The sequence below is a fragment of the Malaciobacter mytili LMG 24559 genome, assembly GCF_003346775.1.
GTDB classification, from domain to species: domain Bacteria; phylum Campylobacterota; class Campylobacteria; order Campylobacterales; family Arcobacteraceae; genus Malaciobacter; species Malaciobacter mytili.
Genome location: NZ_CP031219.1, coordinates 1722012 through 1743383 on the forward strand (window position 1 = coordinate 1722012; position 21372 = coordinate 1743383).

Genomic DNA, 21372 nt, shown 5'->3' on the forward strand with positions numbered 1-21372 from the left:
TTACCCAATATTTCTTTATTTTCTTATAATATCATAATAATCAGGTGCAGCAAATTTAAAAATCATATCATCTATTACTATATTTTGTTGAATATCAAAGAAACTAATTAGCACTTTATTTTCAAGTTCATCACTATATGAAATAGAAGAGATTTGATTATTTTTTACAAAAATATTATATTCTATATTATAAACCTTTGCTTTATAATTATTTTCATCTATTTTTTTGGCATTATTTAAAAGCTTAATAATATTTATTTCTCTTTCAAGCGAAGTAAAGATAGCTTGCTCTAACTCAGGTTCATCAACTATTGCAAAGTTTTGATTAATATATACATTTTTTATAACAGGAGTTTTATACTTCCATAAAATCTTACCATTACTCTTTATAAAAACTTCACCTTTATATTCAATATTACTACTAGAACTATTTGTTATTGTTTGAATAAATTGTGCTTTAAAACTTTTTATATCTGTAAAAATATTTGCATTTAAAAAAGAAAAAAACAAACCTAAAATAAAAATAAACCTATAAAACATACTTTAACCTTAATTTTTATATAATCTTAACGATTATAACAAAAAGGAATTTATTTTATGTTAAATGTATTTGCAAAGATATTTGGTAATAAAAATGATAGAGAAGTAAAAAAATATAGAAAAAGAGCAAATGCTATTACAAGCCTTGAAAGTAAATATGAAAAACTAAGTGATGAAGAGCTTCAAAATTGTTTTGAAGAGTTAAAGCAAGCAGTATTAAATAATGAAAAAAGTTTAAATGATGTGTTAAATGACTCTTTTGCTATTACAAGAGAAGCAAGTAAAAGAATCCTTGGTATGAGACACCATGATGTACAGCTAATAGGTGGTATGGTTTTACATGATGGAAGAATTGCAGAGATGAAAACAGGGGAAGGTAAAACATTAGTTGCAACTTTACCAGTTATTTTAAATGCAATGACAGGAAAAGGTGTACATGTTGTAACAGTAAATGACTACTTAGCACAAAGAGATGCTAATGAAATGAGCAAACTATATAACTTCTTTGGGTATAGCGTTGGGGTTATTTTAGGTGAATTAAAAGATGATATGTTAAGAAAAGAGCAATACATTTGCGATATAACATATGGAACAAATAATGAATTTGCTTTTGATTACTTAAGATCAAATATGACTTTAGATATAACTGAAAAAGTTCAAAGAGAACATAATTTTGTAATCGTAGATGAAGTTGATTCTATTTTAATTGATGAAGCAAGAACTCCACTTATTATTTCAGGACCTACAAATCATAAAAATGTAAATTATGTAAAAGCAAATGAAATTGCTTTAAAACTTGAAAAAGGTGAATTAATTGAGCCTAAATCTGCTGATGAAAAACCATATTCAACAGGTGATTTTACAGTTGATGAAAAAAATAGAACTATTCTACTTACAGACCAAGGAATAGCAAAAGCAGAAGAGTTATTTGAAGTAGATAACCTTTATTCATTAGAAAATGCTATGTTATCTCATAACCTTGACCAAGCATTAAAAGCAAATTATTTATTTGTAAAAGATGTTGATTATGTAGTAAAAGATAATGAAGTAATTATTGTAGATGAATTTACTGGAAGATTAAGTGAAGGTAGAAGGTTTAGTGATGGACTTCACCAAGCCTTAGAAGCAAAAGAAGGTGTTGCAATTCAAGAAGAGTCTCAAACACTTGCAGATATAACATTCCAAAATTACTTTAGAATGTATGAAAAATTAGCAGGTATGACAGGTACAGCACAAACAGAAGCTACAGAGTTTGCAGAGATTTATAATTTAGATGTTGTTTCTATTCCTACAAATCTTGCTGTTGCAAGAATTGATAGAAATGACTTAATTTATAAAAGTGAAAGAGAAAAATTCAACGCAGTTTGTACAAAAATCAAAGAATACCATCAAAAAGGACAACCAGTATTAGTAGGTACTGCTTCTATTGAAAAATCTGAACTTTTACATACTCTTTTAACAAAAGAAAAAATTCCTCACACTGTATTAAATGCAAAACAGCATGAAAAAGAAGGAAAAATTATTGAAAAAGCTGGTGAAAAAGGTGCAGTAACAATTGCTACAAATATGGCAGGTAGAGGTGTTGATATTAAGCTAACAAAGGAAACTTTAGAGCTTGGTGGACTTGCTATTATTGGTACAGAAAGACATGAGAGTAGAAGAATTGACAACCAATTAAGAGGAAGATCAGGAAGACAAGGAGATGTGGGTGAATCACAATTCTATCTTTCATTAGAAGATAACTTACTTAGAATCTTTGGAAGTGATAAAATTAAAGCTATTATGGAAAGACTTGGTATTGAAGAAGGTGAACATATTGAGTCTAAAATGGTTACAAGAGCAGTTGAAAATGCTCAGAAAAAAGTTGAATCAATGCACTTTGAAAGTAGAAAACATCTATTAGAATATGATGATGTTGCAAATGAACAAAGAAAAGTTATCTATAATTTTAGAAATGACTTATTAAATCCTGAATTTGATATTAACTCAAAACTTGATGAAAATAGAAGAGAATATGTATTAAATCTTCTAAGCGAAGCAGAGATTATCAATGGTATGCCAAGTGAAGATTACAACTATGATTTAGTTATTGCTAAATTAAGAGAAGAGTTAAATTTAGAAATTTCAAAAGAAGATTTAACTTCGCAATCTTTTGAACAATTAGAAGAAAAATTAACTACTATGCTAAAAACTATCTATGAAGATAAGATGAGTATAGCAGCACCTGAACAAAAAAGTGAAATTGAAAGAATTTTATACTTACAAATTTTAGATAATGCATGGAGAGAGCATTTATACTCTATGGATACTCTTAAAACTGGTATTGGACTTAGAGGATATAACCAAAAAGACCCATTGGTCGAGTATAAAAAAGAATCATATAATATGTTTATTGATTTAATTGCTTCTATTAAAAATGAAATTATCAAAGTTTTATTTACTATTAGATTACAAAGTTCAGAAGATGCAAAAAAAGAACAAGAAGCAATTGAAAGAATGAAAGCTTCAATGGAAGAGATAAATGAAAAAATTCAAACAAATCTTGATGAAAATGAAGATAAAACTATAGAAAGAAAAGAAAAGAAAATTGCAAGAAATGAACCTTGTCCTTGCGGTTCTGGGCAAAAATATAAAAATTGTTGTGGGAAAAGTGGACCTAAAAGAGGTTTAGCAGCAGGAAACTAATTTGAATAAAAAGTTAGTAAATTTTATAGTCAAAAAATATTTAAGATTTGACAAAAAAAACCCTTTTATATCAGTAAGTGCCATCTTGGCATTTATTGGTGTTGCTATTGGTGTAATGGTTCTTATAATCTCTATGGCCATTATGAATGGAACAGCAAAAGAGTTTGAAAGTAAACTTTTTACTATGAACTATCCTCTTTCAATCTATCCAAAATATCAAAATAGTGTTGATAAAACCCTATTAGAAAAGCTAGAAAAAAACTTCCCAAATTTAAAATTTTCTCCATATATTTCTTCACAAGCTATAATTCAAAATGGTGATAAAATGAGTGGAGCAGTTATCTTTGGAGTAATTCAAGAAAAAGAAGCAGAAATAAACTCTATTTATAAAGAAGCTATTGAAAAAGACAAACTTAAAAAATATGATTTAGTTGTGGGGCAAGGAATAAGAGATGAACTTATGCTTTTTACAGGAGATAAAGTAACTTTATATTTTACTTCATTAAATCCAAGTGGATTTTCAATGATGCCTAAAATGAAAAGATTTACTTATGAGAGTGCCTTTAGCTCTGGTCTTCATGCATATGATAAAGCTTATATTTATACTTCAATTGAAGCCTTACAAACAATTTTAAAAAAAGATTCAAATAGCTATGATGGAATACATGTATATTCAAATGATGCTTTTAAAGATATAGAATTTTTAAGAAAAAATCTAATTGAAGATGGCGTTGGGATTATTGGTTGGTGGCAACAAAATGGAAACTTTTTTGCAGCAATGGAAATGGAAAAAAAAGCTTTATTTATAGTTTTAATGCTAATTATTCTAGTTGCTTCACTTAATATAATATCTTCACTTTTAATGACAGTTATGAGTAGAAGAAAAGAAATTGCCCTACTTTTATCTATGGGAGCTAGCTCTAAAGAGATAAAGTCTATCTTTTTAAGATTAGGTACTATTATAGGTTTTTCTGGAATTTTAGTAGGTATTGCTTTAGGTTTTTCAGGTATGTGGATACTTGATACTTTTGAGGTTATCTCACTACCTGCAGATGTTTATGGTACTTCAAAACTTCCATTGGATTTAGATACTCTTGATTTTATCTCTATTGTTATTGGTGCAGCAATTATTGTGATTTTATCTTCATATTATCCAGCTAAAAAAGCTACAAATATTGATGTAATTGATGTATTAAGAAATGAATAGTTAGAGTTTTCTAACTATTCAAATAGTTTAATAGGCGAAGTTATAATTCTTTTTATAACATTAACAGGAGCATTTATTGAATCTTGTGCTACATTTGATTTAATTTTAGGCTCATCTAAAGTTCCAGTTATTTCAACTTCTGTTTCTACTCTTTTATTATCTCCTAAAAGTACATAGTTTAAAACAGGTATAGAGTTTACAACACTAGTATAACCTTTAAAGAAAATAAGATTTATTTTTGCATCAATTAAATTTGTATCAAAATCAATTGCAGCTTTACCATCAAAATCAATCCCATTTCCAACTGTTACTATTTTTGTCATATCTAAATATTTTGTATCAAAGTTATATTCAAAATCAACATATCCATCATTTACTTTATAACCATTTACAACAAAACCTTTATTAGTTGCCATTGAGGCAATTGAAGGTATTGCAAGTAGTGGATTTATTAAAGCAGGTGAAGTATTTATTAAAGTTATTAGGTTTGTTAAAATTGATAAACCTTTAATATTATTTTCACTTAAAAATAGTTTTCCTTTTAAAAGATTATCTTTTCCAGAAGCTACAAGAACAACTTTTCCACCTGTTATTAATTCTTTATTTGCTAAGCTATTTATCAATTTATCATTTAAATTATTTGCTCTTAAAACAATATCTTCATTCTTTTTAGAATAAGTAATTTGAGAATCTTTATATAAAGATAAGAACTTTTGTAAGTTTTTAGAATACTCAAAAGTGTACTCTTTAGATAATAAAGTATATTTATTATTTATTATAATATTTGAGTTTTTAGCTTTTAAAATAACTCTTTTTAAGTTTGATATATCATTTTGTTTAGTTGTATCAAATAATAAATCATAATCTTTTAAATTTAAAGATACATCACTATTATCTTTAATAATAAGAGCTATTTTTTTATCAGTTGTATTAATAGCTAAATTTTTATTTTTATAAGTATAAGTTCCAACAATATCTAAAGATTCAACTTTTTTATTATTACTAAAAAGTGGTAACTCTAAATTGGAGAATTTTCCTTTAAACTCTACTTTATTTGAATCTAAATTTATATTAGCTTTTGAAGCTAAATAGCTATCCTTATCAACTTTTATTTTTGAGTTTTCAAGGATTAGTATTAAATCTTGTTTTATAGAAGTAGTATCTACTTTTTTAGTATCAATATTTAAATCAATATCTTTAAAAAAAAGTTTTATACTTTTATTTTTAATACTTTCTAAAATAATATGATAATTAGTCCCATTTATATATAAGTTTTCATTTTTAATAAGACCTGTAATTTCAAGTTTTTTAATTGGTTTTAAGTCTTTTTCTATTGGAAAATTCAACTCATCTAAAAAGGCTTTAAAAGTAATATTATTTTCATCTATTAAATCTAGGCTTATATTTCCTTTTTTAATATCAAGCTTTTTTAATAAAGAAGAGTGTTCATAAATCAAAGCTAAATCAGCTAAAGAGATTAAGATATTATCTTTTTTTATCTCTAAGTTTGTTTTTAAAGTAGGAAATTGTAAAACTGTATTATTTTTAAAATCTACTAAAATATCACTTTTTATATCTTTTGTATCAATTATCTTATCAGAAGAGCTTTGTATTAGAACCTTACTTAAATTTACATCACCTTTTGCAGTTGAACTATTTGTATTTATATTTAAATTTAAAACTCCCTCAAACATCTCTTTATGCTTAACATAAGAGTTTTTAATTATTACATTTGCACCTTTTAATTCCACATCAGCATTTTTGGCTTCAAACTCAAAGTTTTGAAGTTTAAAAACTGCATCTTTTGCTAAAAACTTTCCTGTTGTTTTCATACCTTTTTTTATAAGGTATGGTACTACTAAAGTAAAACTTGAATCTGTTGTTCCTTTTGTTTGAATTAAAGGCAAAGTAATATTATATGCTTTTAAAATATCTAAAATATCTCTATTTAATGCACTTTTTGTTTTAATATCTACAACCACTTCACCTTTTGCTTCACTTGTTAGATTATTTATTACAACCGAACTACCATAGATTTTAGTAGTATCATATGAAGGCTCTTGCATAGAAAAAAGTAATTTATCATCTTTATAATCAACTGTAAGCTTTTTAGTATCTACAACTTTTGCATTTTTATGAAATCTTATTTTTGCATCTTCAATTGTAGCATTACCTTTAAAACTTTCTAATACTGGATAAAAATTTGAAGTATTTAATTTCCCATAAAAATAGTTTAGTTTCATCTTTCCTGTAACATTATCATACATCCACTTTTCTGCTTCAGCTGGCAATCTTACAAAATCTCTTACAAATTTTATATCTTTTACTTCATTTGTATTTACATAAAAATCAATAAAATTTTCATCTGCTTGAATATTAAATTCACCACTTAAATCTTTATAAGCATAATCTCCTACAAAATTAGCAACTTCTTTATGCATATTAACTTTAAATTTACCATTTAAAAGAATTTTTAAATCTTTTAAATATAGTGAATATAGATTTAATTTTATCGTTTGAGAATGAACTTCTACTTTTGTTGAAAGATTTATATGCTTATTATCTAAATAAAGATGTCTTTCATTAAAAAAGATTGTAAATTCATTATCATTTATTTTTAAGCTATCTATATTTATTTCTTGAAAATATTTTAATAGTGAAGGTAGCTTTTTTATATTTGTTTTTAAATCTTCTATTGAGTTATTTACTTGAGATTTTTTAGACTCGTATTTTAGCTGTTTTATATCTACAATAAGTTTTTTATCAAATTTAATATACAATTTCGAAACTGAAACTTCACCAAAAGAGATTGAATCAATTTTTATGCCAGAAAATAAGAAAAAAACAAATGCAAAAACAAAACAGACAAGTAGAGTAAAAAAAACTTTAATTTTATTTGACATTACTGAACTTATCCTTGTCTTATCTATAATTATACTTTTTTATTTAAGTCTACCCTTAAGTACTACAAGAGTAATTTTTATACCTAAAGGCTCAACTAATAGTATTATAACATATTTAGATAAATCAGGTTATGAATTAAATATTATAGATAGTATATATCTTCGTTTTTTAGGTTATCCTCAAAGTGGATGGATAGATATAAAACAAAACTATTTAACTAAAGCTGATTTTTTATATAAAATTACAACTTCAAAAGCTGCACTTAAAAATATAACATTAATTCCAGGGGAAACTGCTTATATTTTTTTAGATGATATTGCCCAAAAAATGAATCTTTCAAGACAAAAGCTTCAAAATATTTATGAGAAATATGCCTATAAAGAAGATGGTAATATATTAGCAGATACCTATTCTTTACCATATGGTATGAAAGAAGACCATTTACTTTTTTATTTATTTTCAAATACAAATAAACAGTATGAAGAAATCTCAAAAAAAATCTTTGGAGAATATGATAAAAAAAGATGGTATTACTATATTACTTTAGCTTCTGTAATTCAAAAAGAAGCTGCAAATGAAAAAGAGATGCCAATAGTTTCAAGTGTTATTCATAATAGATTAAAAAAAGGTATGAAATTACAAATGGATGGAACATTAAACTATGGAAAATATTCTCATATAAAAATAACAGCTCAAAGGATTAGAGAAGATAATACTTCTTATAATACTTATAAAACTAATGGTTTACCAGACAATCCAGTTTGTGCTGTTAATATTGCTGCTATTAAAGCAGCAATTTTTCCAGCTAAAACAGATTACTTATATTTTGTAAAAAATGAAAAAACAGGGTTACACACTTTTTCAAAAACATATAAAGAACATATTACAAATATCAACATAAATAGAATTATTAAAAAAAATTTAAATAATAAAACAAAAGAAAAAACAGAAGAAATTAAAAAGAAAAGTGAGAGTAAAAATAGCTTAACAAGCCCAAAAAATGAAGCTTCTGTCTTTCCTGATGAAAATAAAAAAACAAATTCTTCTTCTATTAAATCTCTTTGGGAAAATGTTAAATAATTTTTGTGAAATTATGAAACAAAACTGTTATTCTCTTAAAATAGCAATCCATTTTTAAAAGCTATCAAATAAACAAATGTTATTATTATTTACATTTGAATTTGGTTAATTTAACCCAAATAAATTGAACTAAAACTTGAGGAAGAAACATGACACAACAAAAATCACAGATAATCTATACAAAAGTTGATGAAGCGCCAGCATTGGCTACATATTCTTTTTTACCTATAATTAAAGCTTTTACAAAAAGCTCTAATATTGAAATGGTTTCAAAAGATATTTCATTAGCAGGTAGAATTATCGCAAATTTCCCTGAAAACTTAACAGATGAGCAAAAAATTGAAGACCATTTAGCTCTATTAGGGGAATTAACACAAGATCCAAATGCAAATATTATTAAATTACCAAATATTTCTGCATCAATTCCACAATTAAAAGCTGCAATTGCTGAGTTACAATCAAAAGGTTACAACGTACCAAATTATGACGAATCAGAAGAAATTACTGCAAGATATGCAAAAATCTTAGGTAGTGCAGTTAATCCAGTATTAAGAGAAGGAAACTCAGATAGAAGAGCTCCAGGAGCTGTTAAAAACTATGCAAAAAACAATCCTCATAGAATGGGTGAATGGAAAAAAGATTCAAAGACTGATGTAGCACATATGAATGCAAATGATTTTTATGGTTCTGAAGTTTCAACAACATTAGAAAATGAAGATAACTTTAAAATTACTTTTGTAGATAATGCAGGAAATGAAACTGTATTAAAAGCTTCTTTACCATTAGAAAAAGGTGAAGTAGTAGATGCAACAACTATGTCAGCTAAAGCTTTACAAGAGTTCTATCAAGCATCTATTGATGAAGCTAAAGAAAAAGATGTATTATTATCTTTACACTTAAAAGCTACAATGATGAAAGTTTCAGATCCAATTATGTTTGGATTTGCAGTAAAAGTATTTTTTAAAGAACTAATTGAAAAACACGGAGCATTATTTGATGAGTTAGGAATTAACTTTAATAATGGTTTAGGTGATTTATATGCTAACTTAGACAAAGTAGATGCTGCTAAAAAAGCTGAAATTGAAGCTGATATTGCTGCTATTTATGAAAAACAACCAAGATTAGCTATGGTAAACTCTGCAAAAGGAATTACTAACTTACATGTTCCTTCAGATGTAATTATTGATGCTTCTATGCCAGCTATGATTAAAGGTGGTGGTAAAATGTGGAATGCTAATGATAAAGAAGAAGATACATTAGCAATGATTCCAGATAGATGTTATGCAACAACTTACCAAGCAGTTATTGATGATTGTAAAGAAAATGGTGCATTAGATCCAAGAACTATGGGAAGCGTACCAAATGTTGGATTAATGGCTAAAAAAGCTGAAGAGTATGGAAGCCATGATAAAACTTTCCAAGCAAAAGCTGATGGACAAATTAAAGTTACTAATAAAGCTGGAGAAGTTGTATTTAGCTTTGATGTTGAAAATGGTGATATTTTCAGAATGTGCCAAACTAAAGATGAACCAATTAAAGATTGGGTTAAATTAGCAGTAAATAGAGCAAGATTATCAAATACTCCTGCAATTTTCTGGTTAGATGAAAATAGAGGTCATGATGCAGAACTTATTAAAAAAGTAAAAGAATACTTAAAAGAGTATGATTTAACAGGACTTGATATTTCTATTATGTCTCCACTTGATGCTACTAAAAAATCTTTAGAAAGAATGAGAAAAAGTTTAGATACTATTTCTGTAACAGGAAATGTATTAAGAGATTATAATACTGACTTATTTCCTATTTTAGAGCTTGGAACATCAGCAAAAATGTTATCAATCGTTCCATTAATGAATGGTGGAGGATTATTTGAAACTGGTGCAGGAGGTTCTGCTCCTAAACACGTACAACAATTTGTTGAAGAGTCTTATTTAAGATGGGATTCATTAGGTGAATTTATGGCTTTAGCTGCTTCTTTCGAACACTTAGCAAACACTCAAAATAATGAAAAAGCTAGAGTTTTAGCTACAACTTTAGATAAAGCTACTGGAACATTCTTAGAAAATGACAAATCACCAGCTAGAAAATTAGGTTCAATAGATAATAGAGGAAGTCACTTCTATTTAACTTTATATTGGGCAGAAGAATTAGCTGCACAAAATGATGATGCACAATTAAAAGCACAATTTGAGCCAGTTGCAAAAGCTTTAGCACAAAATGAAGAAAAAATAGTTGCTGAGTTAGTGGCTGGACATGGTAAAGCTTCTGATATTGGTGGATACTATTTACCAGATGATGAAAAAGCAAGTATTGCTTTAAGACCATCTGCTACATTTAACTCAATTATTGATTCTATATAATTTTTCAATAATTACTAACTTTTAAAGGGGAAAAAGTTTTTTACTTTTTCCCCTTTTTTCTTTACATTACTTCAAGAACTAAAGTGCTATAATTGCCCAAACTTAATATAAGTAAATCAAATATTACAACTACAAAGGAATAAAATGAAAAAGACTTTTGAAGTACATAATGTAAAATGTGGTGGTTGTGCAAATACTTTAATAAATTCATTAAAAGAAGAGTTTGGAGAAATTGAAGTTAATTTAGATGTTCATCCAAGACAAATTACTCTTGATATACAAGAGACAAAAGAAGAAGATCTTAAAATTAAACTTAGAAGTTTAGGTTATCCTTTAACAAGTGATGAATTAAGTGGTTTTGAAAAGGCTACAACAACAGCAAAAAGTTTTGTGTCTTGTGCTATAGGAAAATTTAACGTAGCAACAAATAAGAAATAAAAAAGTAGCAATTTAAAATTGCTACTTCTAAATTATTTTAAATAAGCTGCAAGTGGAGCTAAAGCTTGTTTTTTCTCTTCTTCACTCATAGTACCATCTAAAGCACCCTCTTTTACATTTCCTTTTGCAACTTCAAGAATACTACCATCTTCATTTACTAAATAAGCTATATATGAAGTTTTTGCATTATCTGTAACTGCTAATGCATTTACCATATTTCCTTCAAAATCATAAATCATTGGAATATTAGTTTCAGCATTTAATTCTTCAAGTTTTGAAGGAATAAACATCTTTTTTACAAACCAAGGAGCACTTGAAATATTTGCTACCATAACATAAGCTATATCCATTTCATAAAATTTTGGTAAATCTTTTACAACAGCTAATGAATCATGATTTCCCACAACTATTAAAGTCTTAGCTTTCTCTTCAAAAAGTTCATCTCTTGCAATTTTTGTATCTTTACCTACTAGTTCAAACTCTTGTGGTAAATTTTCAACTTTTAAAGAAGAACTATTCACAACTACTTGTTTATCAGAAGCTGGTTTTTCAGCCGTTGCATAAACAATAATTCCAAAAGCTATAATCCCTAAAACAATTAGTTTTAATATATTTTTCATCATTACATCCTAAATATTTTTGAAAATTCTAGCTTATTTTTATTAACCATTATTTAACTTATATTTTTTAACCCATCTTTTAAACAATCTATTAGAAATAATATTTTCATCTAACTTTTTATTATTAATTATACTTTCCACTAATTCATTGGCTAAATAAGGAGATAATACAAATCCTCGTCCCCCAACTCCATTTAAAATATATAAATTTTCTAGCATTAATAATTTATCATCAGTAATAAAACTTCCATTTACTAAGTGGGGATATTTTTCAATTGTTGCTTTTGAATCTACTAATTTTCCTACCATTGGAAAATAATCAACACTACAAGCCCTAGCTCCTATTTTTATATCTACAACTTCTACATCATTTAATTTAATAATATCATTTCCTAAATTTATTAGTTTTTGAGAATCTTTTGAAGTAATATCATTGGTATAACATTTAGCACAACTATTTATATTTACACTATCTATACAATAATCACAAATTTCTTTATCACAGTTAAATCTATGATGGGTAGCCCCAAGAGAAAGTAAATACTTTCCATCATCAAAAGTTTTTGTAACTAAAGATACAGAACACTCTTTATGATAATTTATATTATTAAAAGTTGAAGTTTTTATATCTATTTTTTGTCCCCAAACAGCTCTAATATTAAAATACTTTTCTTCTATAAGTTTTGTATTTGCTCCTGTTGTAAGAATTAGATTTTTTGCTTTAATTTCATTATTGATAATCCAACTTTTTTTTGCATCTTGTTGTAAATCTTCAACTTTATAATTCATAAGTTTTTCGCACTCTTTAGTAAGCAATTTACAAACTAAATTTGGAGTAATTTGAGAACCAATTTTAAAAAAATATCCTTCATTTAACTCTTCATATTCAAAATCAATATAAGGTTTATAGCTTTCAAATTTTTCTTTATCTTCTTCATTTTTAGGGATTCTACAAACTCCACAATTATTTAAAACATCTTCTTCTAAATTTTTATAAAATTGTGTTGAAAAGTTTAAAGAAGTAGTTACTAAATCTTTAAACTCATTTGGTTTTCCAAGAAGTGGAGATAAAAAAGCTCCTGCTGCACCACTTGCACCTAAACAAGACTTTTTATTTTTATCAAGTAATAGTATAGATTTTGAATATTGCTTAAGAAAATAAGCGACACAACATCCAGCAATACCTGCACCAACTATCACATAATCATACTCTTTATACATTTTTTTCAATCTCCTCTAAGAGTTGATAATTTGGTCGCCAATAACCTCTTCCACCTCTTAAACTTACACATTTATACTCTTTAAATTTATTTTTATAATAATTTAATCTTTCTTTAGTAGTTTTTCCTGTATCACAATAAAATACAAAAACTGTTCCCTTAGGCATGGTATTCATTTCAAAAGGATTATAAGTAATAGTTTCAATATTACAAAGAGGTTTTAAGATAGTATCAATTAAAATAACTTTTATACCTTGTTTTTCTAATATTTTTGTATATTTATATAACTCTTCTTGTGTCCATTCCTCTTTTTCAAACATTTTCATACCTATTTAACTATTTTTTGGATAAAATTTATTATCTAAGATAGAATAATTACAAAATAAGGCTTAAAAATATGAATATATTAATTGCAGATGATTCAAAAATGGCAAGAAAAATAGTAATTAAGACTTTAAATGATTTATTAGTAGATAAAAAATTTGATATTTATGAAGCTTGTAATGGAGAAGAAGCATTACAAATATATATAAATAATAATATAAACATAGTATTTTTAGACTTAACTATGCCCGTAATGGATGGATTTGAAGCATTAAAAAGAATAAAAGAATATGATAAAAGTGCTAAAATTGTAGTGGTGTCTGCTGATATTCAAAAAGTTTCAATGGATAAGGTTAGAGAACTTGGAGCAATCGATTTTATCAAAAAACCTATTAATTGTGATAAAGTAAAACTTATATTAAATAAGATATTTAACTAAGTAGTTAGAAAATGAATATAAAAGAAATTTTAAATGAAGATGAAAAAGACTGTTTACAAGAACTAATGAATATAGCATATGGTTCTGCAACAGCGGCTATTACAGAAATTCTTGATGCTTTTGCAACTTTAAGTATTCCTAAAATAGAGATAATAAAAACAAAAGAATTAAAAGATTATTTAAGTAAAGAAGTGTGTTTGGATTCTGCTCATTTTGTTTGTATGCAACAAATAAATGGTGTAATTGCAGGAGAAAACCTTTTTGTTATTGATAAAGAATCAGCTTATAATATAGCTTTAAAATTTGGTTTAGAAGAAGATGAAATTACAAATAATGAATTAAGTGATATTATACTTGAAATTACAAATATCCTATCTTCATCTACTATTAGTAAACTTGCTGAAGATATGCACGTATCAGTATCTTTTTCTCCACCAGATGTAAAAATTCTTGATACAATTTCAAAACTAGATAATCAATTTATTGAAAAATATCAAAATGTAATTATTATCTCTACAAGATTAAAGTTTGAAGATTTAGATATTGATGGGGAATTACTTATATTAACTACTGATAAATCAATAGATTATATAAAAAAAATAATAAATAAAATACTAGAAGAGTTATAAGATGGCTTTTAAAAAATTTGATTTTATTTGTAATACTGTTGATAACGGGGTAATTATACTAGATAAAGAACTTAATGTTTACTTTTGGAATAACTGGCTAGAGTCAAGAACAAATATAAAAGCAGATGAAATTATAAAAAACAATCTAATAGACTTTTTTCCAGAAATAAATAAAAAAACTTTACAAAGAAAAATCAAAGCTTCATTAGCCTTAAATTCTTCTACTTTTTATCATACAGGGATAAATAAATATTTACTTACTATTGAGCTTAGTAAAGTTACAAATAAAGTATTTGACAATATGCAACAAGGTGTTACAATTACTCCTTATGATAAAGAAAAAGGTTTAGTTGTTTTATATATCTATGATAATACTTTATTATGTGAAATAAACTATGAATTAGAAAAAACAAAAAACCATTTAGAAGACTCTTTGGAAGAGATAAATCTTATTTTAAATGCAACTCTTGAAGCTATTTTTTTATTTGAAAATGATAAATGTGTAAATGCTAATAAAATCGCTTTAGACCTTTTTAATTATAGTTCAAAAGAGGAAATTATAAATAAAGAAATAAGTGAATTTATAAATAAAGATTCACTAAAAAATCTAAAATATTTAGATGATAAAGCTATTGAAACTATTATGTCAACAAAAGAAAAAAATAAATTTCCTGCATTAATTAAAATAAAAGATACAAAACTAAAAAATAAACACTTTAAAATCCTAACAGTTGTAAATTTAACAGAATTAAAAGAAAAAGATAAACTTCTTTTAGAACAAACAAAAATGGCTGCATTAGGAGAAATGATAGGAAATATTGCCCATCAATGGAGACAACCTTTAAGCACAATTAGTACAGCAGCTAGTGGTATAAAAATGCATAAAGAATTAGATATTTTAACAGATAATATTTTTGATGAATCTATTGAAGCAATTATTAGAAATTCAAAACATTTATCTCAAACAATTGATGATTTTAGAGACTTTTTAAGAGGTGATAAAAAGAAAGTTAAATTTGATATAAAAGAAAATTTACTTAAAAATATTCTAATTTTAGAAGGAATGTTAAAAAATCAATCAATTGAATTAATAATTACTTGTAATGAAAGTATTGTTATAAAAAGTTTTCCAAATGAACTAACACAAGCTTTTTTAAATATTATAAATAACTCAAAAGATGCTTTTTTAGACAAAGAAATAGATATAAATGAAAGATTTATTTTTATTGATATATATGTAAAAAGAAACAAAGTAATTATCGAAGTAAAAGATAATGCAGATGGTATTAAAGAAGATATAATTGATAAAATTTTTGAGCCTTATTTTACTACAAAACATAAAGATGTTGGTACTGGACTTGGACTTTATATGACACATCAATTAATTGAAATAAGCATGCATGGTAAAATCTATGCAAAAAACATTGAATATAACTATAAAAATAAAACTTATAAAGGTGCAAACTTTATAATTGAGCTTCCTCTTTAAGCATACTGTAGTCAATCATGCTAAAACCTTTCTTTAAACTTGATTGACTTTGACTCAACTTTATGATATAATAATATCAAAATACAAACAATTATATTGGAGAATTTATGGCAAAAAGTTTATATGAAACACTTGAGGTTTCAGATAAAGCAACAATGGATGAAATTAAAAAAGCATATAGAAAACTAGCAAGAAAATACCATCCAGATGTTAATAAAGATCCTCAAGCAGAAGAGAAATTTAAAGAAATAAATGCAGCTTATGAAGTATTAAGCGACCCTAAGAAAAAACAACAATATGATCAATATGGAGATTCAATGTTTGGAGGGCAAAATTTCCATGATTTTGCAAGAGGTCAAGCAGGCTCTGGAATTGATTTAGATGAAATATTAAGACAAATGTTTGGTCAAAGTGGAGGTTTTGCTGGAGGTTTTTCTAGTGCCTTTGGTCAAAATGGTTTTGGAAGTAGCGGTTTTGGTGGATATGAAGAACCCGACCTGGATATGAATGCACAAATTACTATTGCGTTTGATGTATCTATTTTAGGAGGGAAACAACATATATCTATTAATAATGAGTCTTTTGATATTAAAATTCCAGAAGGAATTAAAGATGGACAAAAAATTAGAGCAAAAGGTAAAGGAAAAGCTTTAGGTTCTAAAAGAGGTGATTTGATTATTAAAGTAAATGTTGCTTCTAGTCCTGAATATGAAAGAGAAGATGATACTTTAATCAAAACTTTTGATATTTCACTAAGAACTGCTTTATTTGGTGGAAAAGTTGAAATAAAAACTATTCATAAAACAATAACTTTAAAAGTTCCACAAAATACTAAACAAAATCAAAAGTTTAGAGTTAAAGAGCTTGGAGTTTTAAATAGAAGCACAAATATAAAAGGTGATCTTTATCTAAAAGCAAATATTGTATTACCTAAAATAGAAGAGTTAGATGAAGATTTAGTTGAGATGTTACAAGAAAAACTACCAAAGGATTAATATGAAAAATAATGCTTATAATGAGCCTGTTTATCTAATCTCAGCTGTAGCACAAATACTTAATATACATCCACAAACATTAAGACAATATGAAAGGGAGGGTTTAATTAAACCTTCTCGTACAAATGGTAAAATAAGATTATATTCACAAAAAGATATAGACCATATAAAATATGTATTAACCCTAACAAGAGAATTAGGAATAAATCTTGCAGGAGTTGATTTAATTTTAAGGCTTAATAATAAAATAGAAAAACTAGAAGAAGATATTGATAAGTATAAAAAAAGATTAAGAGAAGCTAATAGATTTGGGGTAGTTCCTGATTCAAAAGCCTTAGTAATTAAAAAAAGCTCTTATGATATTGTAATATTTGAAGAGTAAAACTACTCTTCATCTATTTTATAAGTGATATTGAACTACGTAGTCTCTCATTAAAGGTGGAATATCTAAATAGTTTTCATCATTTACTGATAAATTAACTTTAGTTGTCTCAGGTTTATTATCTTCTAAATCATCATTCATATCATTTTTAGACTCAAATCCTGTTGCTACAATAGTAATTTTAACTTCATCTTTTTCTAAAGTACTATCTGATGTTGTACCAAAAATAATCTCTGCATTTGAGTCAATATTATCATGAATTGAACCCATAACATTATTAATAGCAAATAGTGAAACTTGAGGGTGAATATTAAAGTGAATTAAAATACCCTTTGCCCCACTTAAGGATACTTTATCTAAAAGTGGTGAATCAATAGCATCTTCTAAAGCTCTTTGAGCAGCATCTTCACCCTTAGCTTTACCAATCCCCATCAATGCCATACCTTTATGCTGCATAATTGTTTTAACATCAGCAAAGTCAGTATTTATATCTGAATTTCCAGGATTTAAGATAACTTCACTCATTCCATTAACTGCTTGATATAAAATATTGTCAATTATTTTAAAGGCATCTTTCATACCTACATTTTCATCAATAATATCCAATAATCTATCATTAGGAACAACAATTATAGAATCACTTACTTTTTTAAGTTCTTCAAGACCAAGATTTGCCAACCCTGCTCTTTTTTTACCTTCCCAAGTAAAAGGTTTTGTTACAACAGAAACTGTTAAGGCCCCTACTTCTTTTGCAGCTTTTGCAATAATTGCAGCAGCTCCTGTTCCTGTACCTCCACCAAGTCCAGCAGCAATAAATATAATATCCGTACCTTTTAGGGCATTTTTTATATCTTCATAACTTTCAACTGCTGAATCTCTACCAACTTCAGGTTTCATTCCAGCACCTAATCCTTTAGTTAGTTTTACACCAAGTTGGATTTTTTTAGGTGCTTTTGAAATATTTAAAACTTGCAAATCTGTATTTGCAGCAATTAAATCAATTTTGTGAGTTCCTTCTTGTATCATGTGGTTTATCATATTACAACCACCTCCACCAACTCCAATTACTGAAATTTTTGCTATATTATCTCCAATTGTTTGATTAGGCATTTCCACTGTAATATCATCCACATTAAATAAACTATCCATTAAAACCACTCCGAAACTTTGCTCCAGAATCTAGACATACCTTTACCTTTATCTTTTTTAGATAATGTTGGTAATTTTGTAGTATCTTCTTTTTCTAAAGTATTAGTTGTTTTCTCTTTTACTTTTTCATCTTTAACAATAATCTTTTCTTCTTTTACTATAGATGTAACAATAGGTTCTTCTTTTTTAATAGCTTTTTTAATTAAATTCTTATTTGAATCTAACTCATAAGTTCTATTATCATTTAAAGAATAAAATAGCAAACCAACAATAGTTGACATTGTTGGATCATCAAAATTCATATATCCATTTTTTATATTAATAGGATTTGAAATTTTAACAGGAGTATTTTCAAAAACTTTCATTGCTAGTTCTTTAATACCTGATAGCTGACTCATTCCACCAGTTATTACAATTCCAGCACCAATATTCTCTTGTATTCCACTTTGTTTTAGCTTATTTCTAATAAGGACAAGTATCTCTTCAACTCTTGCATGAATAATTGTTTGAATATGCTCTAAAGAGACTTCCGAAGTATTTTGTTCATCACCAATTCTTGGAATTTTAACTTTTTTTATAGCTAAATCATCATTTTCATTTATTTTTAAAAGATTTCCATATTTTACTTTAAGCATCTCTGCAGCATTAGGAGGAGTATGTAACATTACAGATAAATCATTTGTAATGTGATTAGAACCAACAGGGATGAAACCATTAAAAATAATGGCACTTCCCTTATAAGAGACAAACTCCGTAGTAGTTCCTCCTATATTTATAACTGTAGAACCAAATTTATTTTGTTGCTCATCAAGTAAAGAAATAGCACTTGCATATCCATCTAATACAAAATTAGTAAGTTCAATCCCAGCTGATTTTAAAGCAGATTTTATATTAGTTAAAGCAGTTCTTTTTGCAGTAACAATATAAACTGATACTTCAAGTCTTGAACCATTCATATTTAAAGGGTTTTCAACATCTTTTGAATCATCTACTTTAAAGAAAATAGGAAGTACATGAACCACTTCATATTCTGGAATAATAGTTGCATTATATAAAGCCATTTGCATAACTTGATTTATTTCAGTTTCAGTAATAAGTCCATTTGGAACATTAACTGAACCTAAACTTCTTAATCCTTTTGTATATGCTCCTGAGATTGATACAACTGAAGAATCAATTACTTCTGCTGTACTTCCTCTTGCTATATTAACTGCATTTTTAATAGCTTTTGAAGCCACTTCAATATTAGTAATTGACCCTTTATTTATACCTTCACTTTTACTTGTTCCTGTACCTAATATATTAATCTTACCATCTAAATTATTCTTAGCAATTACTGCAGTTATACTTGAAGAACCAATATCAATAGCTAAAAGAGTCTTACTGCTCAATGATTATTCCTTTGTACCTAATGAAGATTGAATTTCATATCTATCTTCTAAACTTTTTATTAGATTTGTCATCAACTCTGTATTTTGTAGATTTTCAAGTGTTCTTCTTACACTTTCATCTCTTTTTGAATCATATGCTGAAAATCTTGAATCATTAATTTTATAAAGTACCACTTTATTTCCTAAATTAATCTCTCCAAGTTTATTATTTACACTAAATAATTGGTTAAAGAATTGTGCTGCTTCCATTTGGTTTAAACCTTCTATATTAGAAACAGAACTTCTGTTTACCCAACCTATATTCTTACCTTTAAAATTAGCTAACTCTTTCTTAGATAGTGCTTTTAATTTTAAAGATTTTGCATTATTTATAAAATCTTTTGTTACATTTTCTTTTGCTTGTTCAAAACTTAACTCTTTTGGAGGAAGTTTCTTATTAAGCTTAACAATAACATACTCATTTTTAATTAAAAACGGTTTAAATAAAGTTCCTTCTTTTGAACTAATTATATCATTATTATTTTCACCAAAAGATAAGTCAGTTTGGAAAATAATAGAGTTTTTAGAAAATTTCTTTTCATCTTTTTTATATTTAATATATTCTTTTAATGCAATTTTTTTTGTTTCTTGTAAATCTAAAGCTAATTTAACATCATCTAAAGCTTCTTCAAAAGTTTTGATTGTATCATCAGTATTTCTATAATCACTTTTAAATTTTTCATAATAATCTTTTAATTCTTCTTGTGAGTATTCACCTTTTTTTAAAGCAATAACTTCATAATCAATATCATAAGAGTTTTCTGACATATAATTCAATTTATTTTCTGACCAATATTTTTTAATTTCTTCTAAAGAGTTTGATACTTCAATATTATTAATATCTAAAACTTTTACATCAATATTATCTTCTAAAAATAGTAATTCATTTAAAGCTTTTACTTCATTTTCATTTGCTTTTAATTGAAATAATTCTTCAACTTTTTGTAATAAAATATTTCTTTTTAAAGAGTTTTCAAATTCACTTACTGTTGTACCATTTCTATTTAAAACTTTTATATAAGTATCTTTATCAAATTTTCCATCTTTAATAAAAGCTTCATATTTAACTAATTCTTTTGCAATATCTTCATTAGTTACACTTAAGCCTAATTCATCACCATAAGATAAAATAAGATTTTTTTCAATAGCCATTTTATAAGCTACATCTTTTAGTTTTAACTTATCAGCCATTTCTTGATTAAACTCTTTTCCAAAGATTTGTGCGTATTGTTCATAAAGAGTTGAATATTCTCTTTGATATTCATCAATTGTAATAGTTCTGTCTCCAACAACTGCTACTGCTCCACCTGACTTACCAAAGTCATAGCTTCCCCAACCAACAAATCCTGCACCAACAAATGCTATTGTACTAATCCAAATAGTACTAACTAGCCATTTTTTGTGTCTTTGCATCCAAGTTAACATATAATATATTCCTCTAAATTTTTTATAAATATATTACATAAAAGTTGCTTTTAGTT

The 21372-nt window shown here is 26.4% G+C and carries 18 protein-coding genes; 10 read left to right on the plus strand and 8 right to left on the minus strand.

The window, feature by feature from the left end:
• Positions 1–15: 15 nt before the first annotated feature.
• On the minus strand, positions 16–540 hold the full coding sequence (gene lolA, locus AMYT_RS08440; protein ID WP_114842111.1) for a LolA-like outer membrane lipoprotein chaperone: 525 nt from the start codon (positions 538–540) through the stop codon (positions 16–18).
• Between the two features lie 57 nt (positions 541–597).
• Between lolA and secA the strand changes: the two genes are divergently transcribed.
• Both secA and AMYT_RS08450 read left to right on the plus strand, forming a co-directional pair.
• On the plus strand, positions 598–3225 hold the full coding sequence (secA, locus tag AMYT_RS08445) for a preprotein translocase subunit SecA (RefSeq protein WP_114842112.1): 2628 nt from the start codon (positions 598–600) through the stop codon (positions 3223–3225).
• Between the two features lies 1 nt (position 3226).
• The gene (locus AMYT_RS08450) at positions 3227–4432 is read left to right on the plus strand and encodes an ABC transporter permease (RefSeq protein WP_114842113.1); all 1206 of its coding nucleotides are present in this window, start codon (positions 3227–3229) and stop codon (positions 4430–4432) included.
• Positions 4433–4446: 14 nt separating this feature from the next.
• On the opposite strand, the gene AMYT_RS08455 is transcribed toward AMYT_RS08450, so the two are convergent.
• Positions 4447–7212: a YhdP family protein gene (locus tag AMYT_RS08455; protein ID WP_162919491.1), complete on the minus strand. Its 2766-nt coding sequence runs from the start codon at positions 7210–7212 to the stop codon at positions 4447–4449.
• A 43-nt stretch (positions 7213–7255) separates the two neighbouring features.
• Here AMYT_RS08455 and mltG point away from each other — a divergent pair, with 43 nt between their 5' ends.
• The 3 genes from mltG (at position 7256) to AMYT_RS08470 (ending at position 11214) form a co-directional block, all read left to right on the plus strand.
• A complete protein-coding gene (gene mltG, locus AMYT_RS08460; RefSeq protein ID WP_114842115.1) occupies positions 7256–8416 on the plus strand; it encodes an endolytic transglycosylase MltG in 1161 nt (386 codons plus the stop codon).
• Between the two features lie 149 nt (positions 8417–8565).
• Positions 8566–10776, plus strand: coding sequence for an NADP-dependent isocitrate dehydrogenase (locus AMYT_RS08465; protein WP_114842116.1), 2211 nt, complete (start codon positions 8566–8568; stop codon positions 10774–10776).
• 144 nt (positions 10777–10920) lie between these two features.
• A complete protein-coding gene (locus tag AMYT_RS08470; protein ID WP_114842117.1) occupies positions 10921–11214 on the plus strand; it encodes a heavy-metal-associated domain-containing protein in 294 nt (97 codons plus the stop codon).
• Between the two features lie 32 nt (positions 11215–11246).
• Here the strand turns inward: AMYT_RS08470 and AMYT_RS08475 are convergent, their stop codons facing one another.
• Genes AMYT_RS08475 through AMYT_RS08485 form a run of 3 tightly spaced genes read right to left on the minus strand, consistent with a single transcriptional unit; the run spans position 11247 to position 13374 of the window.
• Complete coding sequence (locus tag AMYT_RS08475) at positions 11247–11834, minus strand: hypothetical protein (RefSeq protein ID WP_114842118.1); 588 nt, start codon at positions 11832–11834, stop codon at positions 11247–11249.
• A 42-nt stretch (positions 11835–11876) separates the two neighbouring features.
• Positions 11877–13055: an FAD-dependent oxidoreductase gene (locus tag AMYT_RS08480; RefSeq protein ID WP_114842119.1), complete on the minus strand. Its 1179-nt coding sequence runs from the start codon at positions 13053–13055 to the stop codon at positions 11877–11879.
• Complete coding sequence (locus AMYT_RS08485) at positions 13048–13374, minus strand: hypothetical protein (protein WP_114842120.1); 327 nt, start codon at positions 13372–13374, stop codon at positions 13048–13050. The genes AMYT_RS08480 and AMYT_RS08485 overlap by 8 nt, the downstream gene beginning before the upstream one ends.
• A 77-nt stretch (positions 13375–13451) precedes the next feature.
• On the opposite strand from AMYT_RS08485, the gene AMYT_RS08490 reads away from it, so the two are divergent.
• The 5 genes from AMYT_RS08490 to AMYT_RS08510 all read left to right on the plus strand — a co-directional run bounded on the left by AMYT_RS08490 (position 13452) and on the right by AMYT_RS08510 (position 17312).
• Positions 13452–13817 carry a response regulator gene (locus AMYT_RS08490; protein WP_114842121.1) on the plus strand — a complete coding sequence of 122 codons (366 nt, stop codon included), beginning with the start codon at positions 13452–13454 and terminating at the stop codon, positions 13815–13817.
• An 11-nt stretch (positions 13818–13828) separates the two neighbouring features.
• Positions 13829–14446 carry a chemotaxis protein CheX gene (locus tag AMYT_RS08495; protein ID WP_114842122.1) on the plus strand — a complete coding sequence of 206 codons (618 nt, stop codon included), beginning with the start codon at positions 13829–13831 and terminating at the stop codon, positions 14444–14446.
• A 1-nt stretch (position 14447) separates the two neighbouring features.
• A complete protein-coding gene (locus AMYT_RS08500; RefSeq protein ID WP_114842123.1) occupies positions 14448–15935 on the plus strand; it encodes a PAS domain-containing sensor histidine kinase in 1488 nt (495 codons plus the stop codon).
• Positions 15936–16042: 107 nt separating this feature from the next.
• On the plus strand, positions 16043–16930 hold the full coding sequence (locus AMYT_RS08505; protein ID WP_114842124.1) for a DnaJ C-terminal domain-containing protein: 888 nt from the start codon (positions 16043–16045) through the stop codon (positions 16928–16930).
• A gap of 1 nt (position 16931) precedes the next feature.
• Positions 16932–17312, plus strand: coding sequence for a heat shock protein transcriptional repressor HspR (locus AMYT_RS08510; RefSeq protein ID WP_114842125.1), 381 nt, complete (start codon positions 16932–16934; stop codon positions 17310–17312).
• A gap of 18 nt (positions 17313–17330) precedes the next feature.
• Here AMYT_RS08510 and ftsZ read toward each other — a convergent pair whose 3' ends face one another.
• The 3 genes from ftsZ to AMYT_RS08525 are packed head-to-tail and all read right to left on the minus strand — an operon-like array spanning position 17331 to position 21316.
• Positions 17331–18461 (minus strand): cell division protein FtsZ, encoded by a 1131-nt coding sequence (ftsZ, locus tag AMYT_RS08515; RefSeq protein ID WP_114843172.1) that lies wholly within the window; start codon positions 18459–18461, stop codon positions 17331–17333.
• Positions 18461–19852: a cell division protein FtsA gene (gene ftsA, locus AMYT_RS08520; protein ID WP_114842126.1), complete on the minus strand. Its 1392-nt coding sequence runs from the start codon at positions 19850–19852 to the stop codon at positions 18461–18463. Before ftsA ends, ftsZ begins: the two co-directional genes overlap by 1 nt.
• A gap of 3 nt (positions 19853–19855) precedes the next feature.
• Positions 19856–21316, minus strand: coding sequence for a peptidylprolyl isomerase (locus AMYT_RS08525; protein ID WP_114842127.1), 1461 nt, complete (start codon positions 21314–21316; stop codon positions 19856–19858).
• Positions 21317–21372 lie beyond the last annotated feature (56 nt).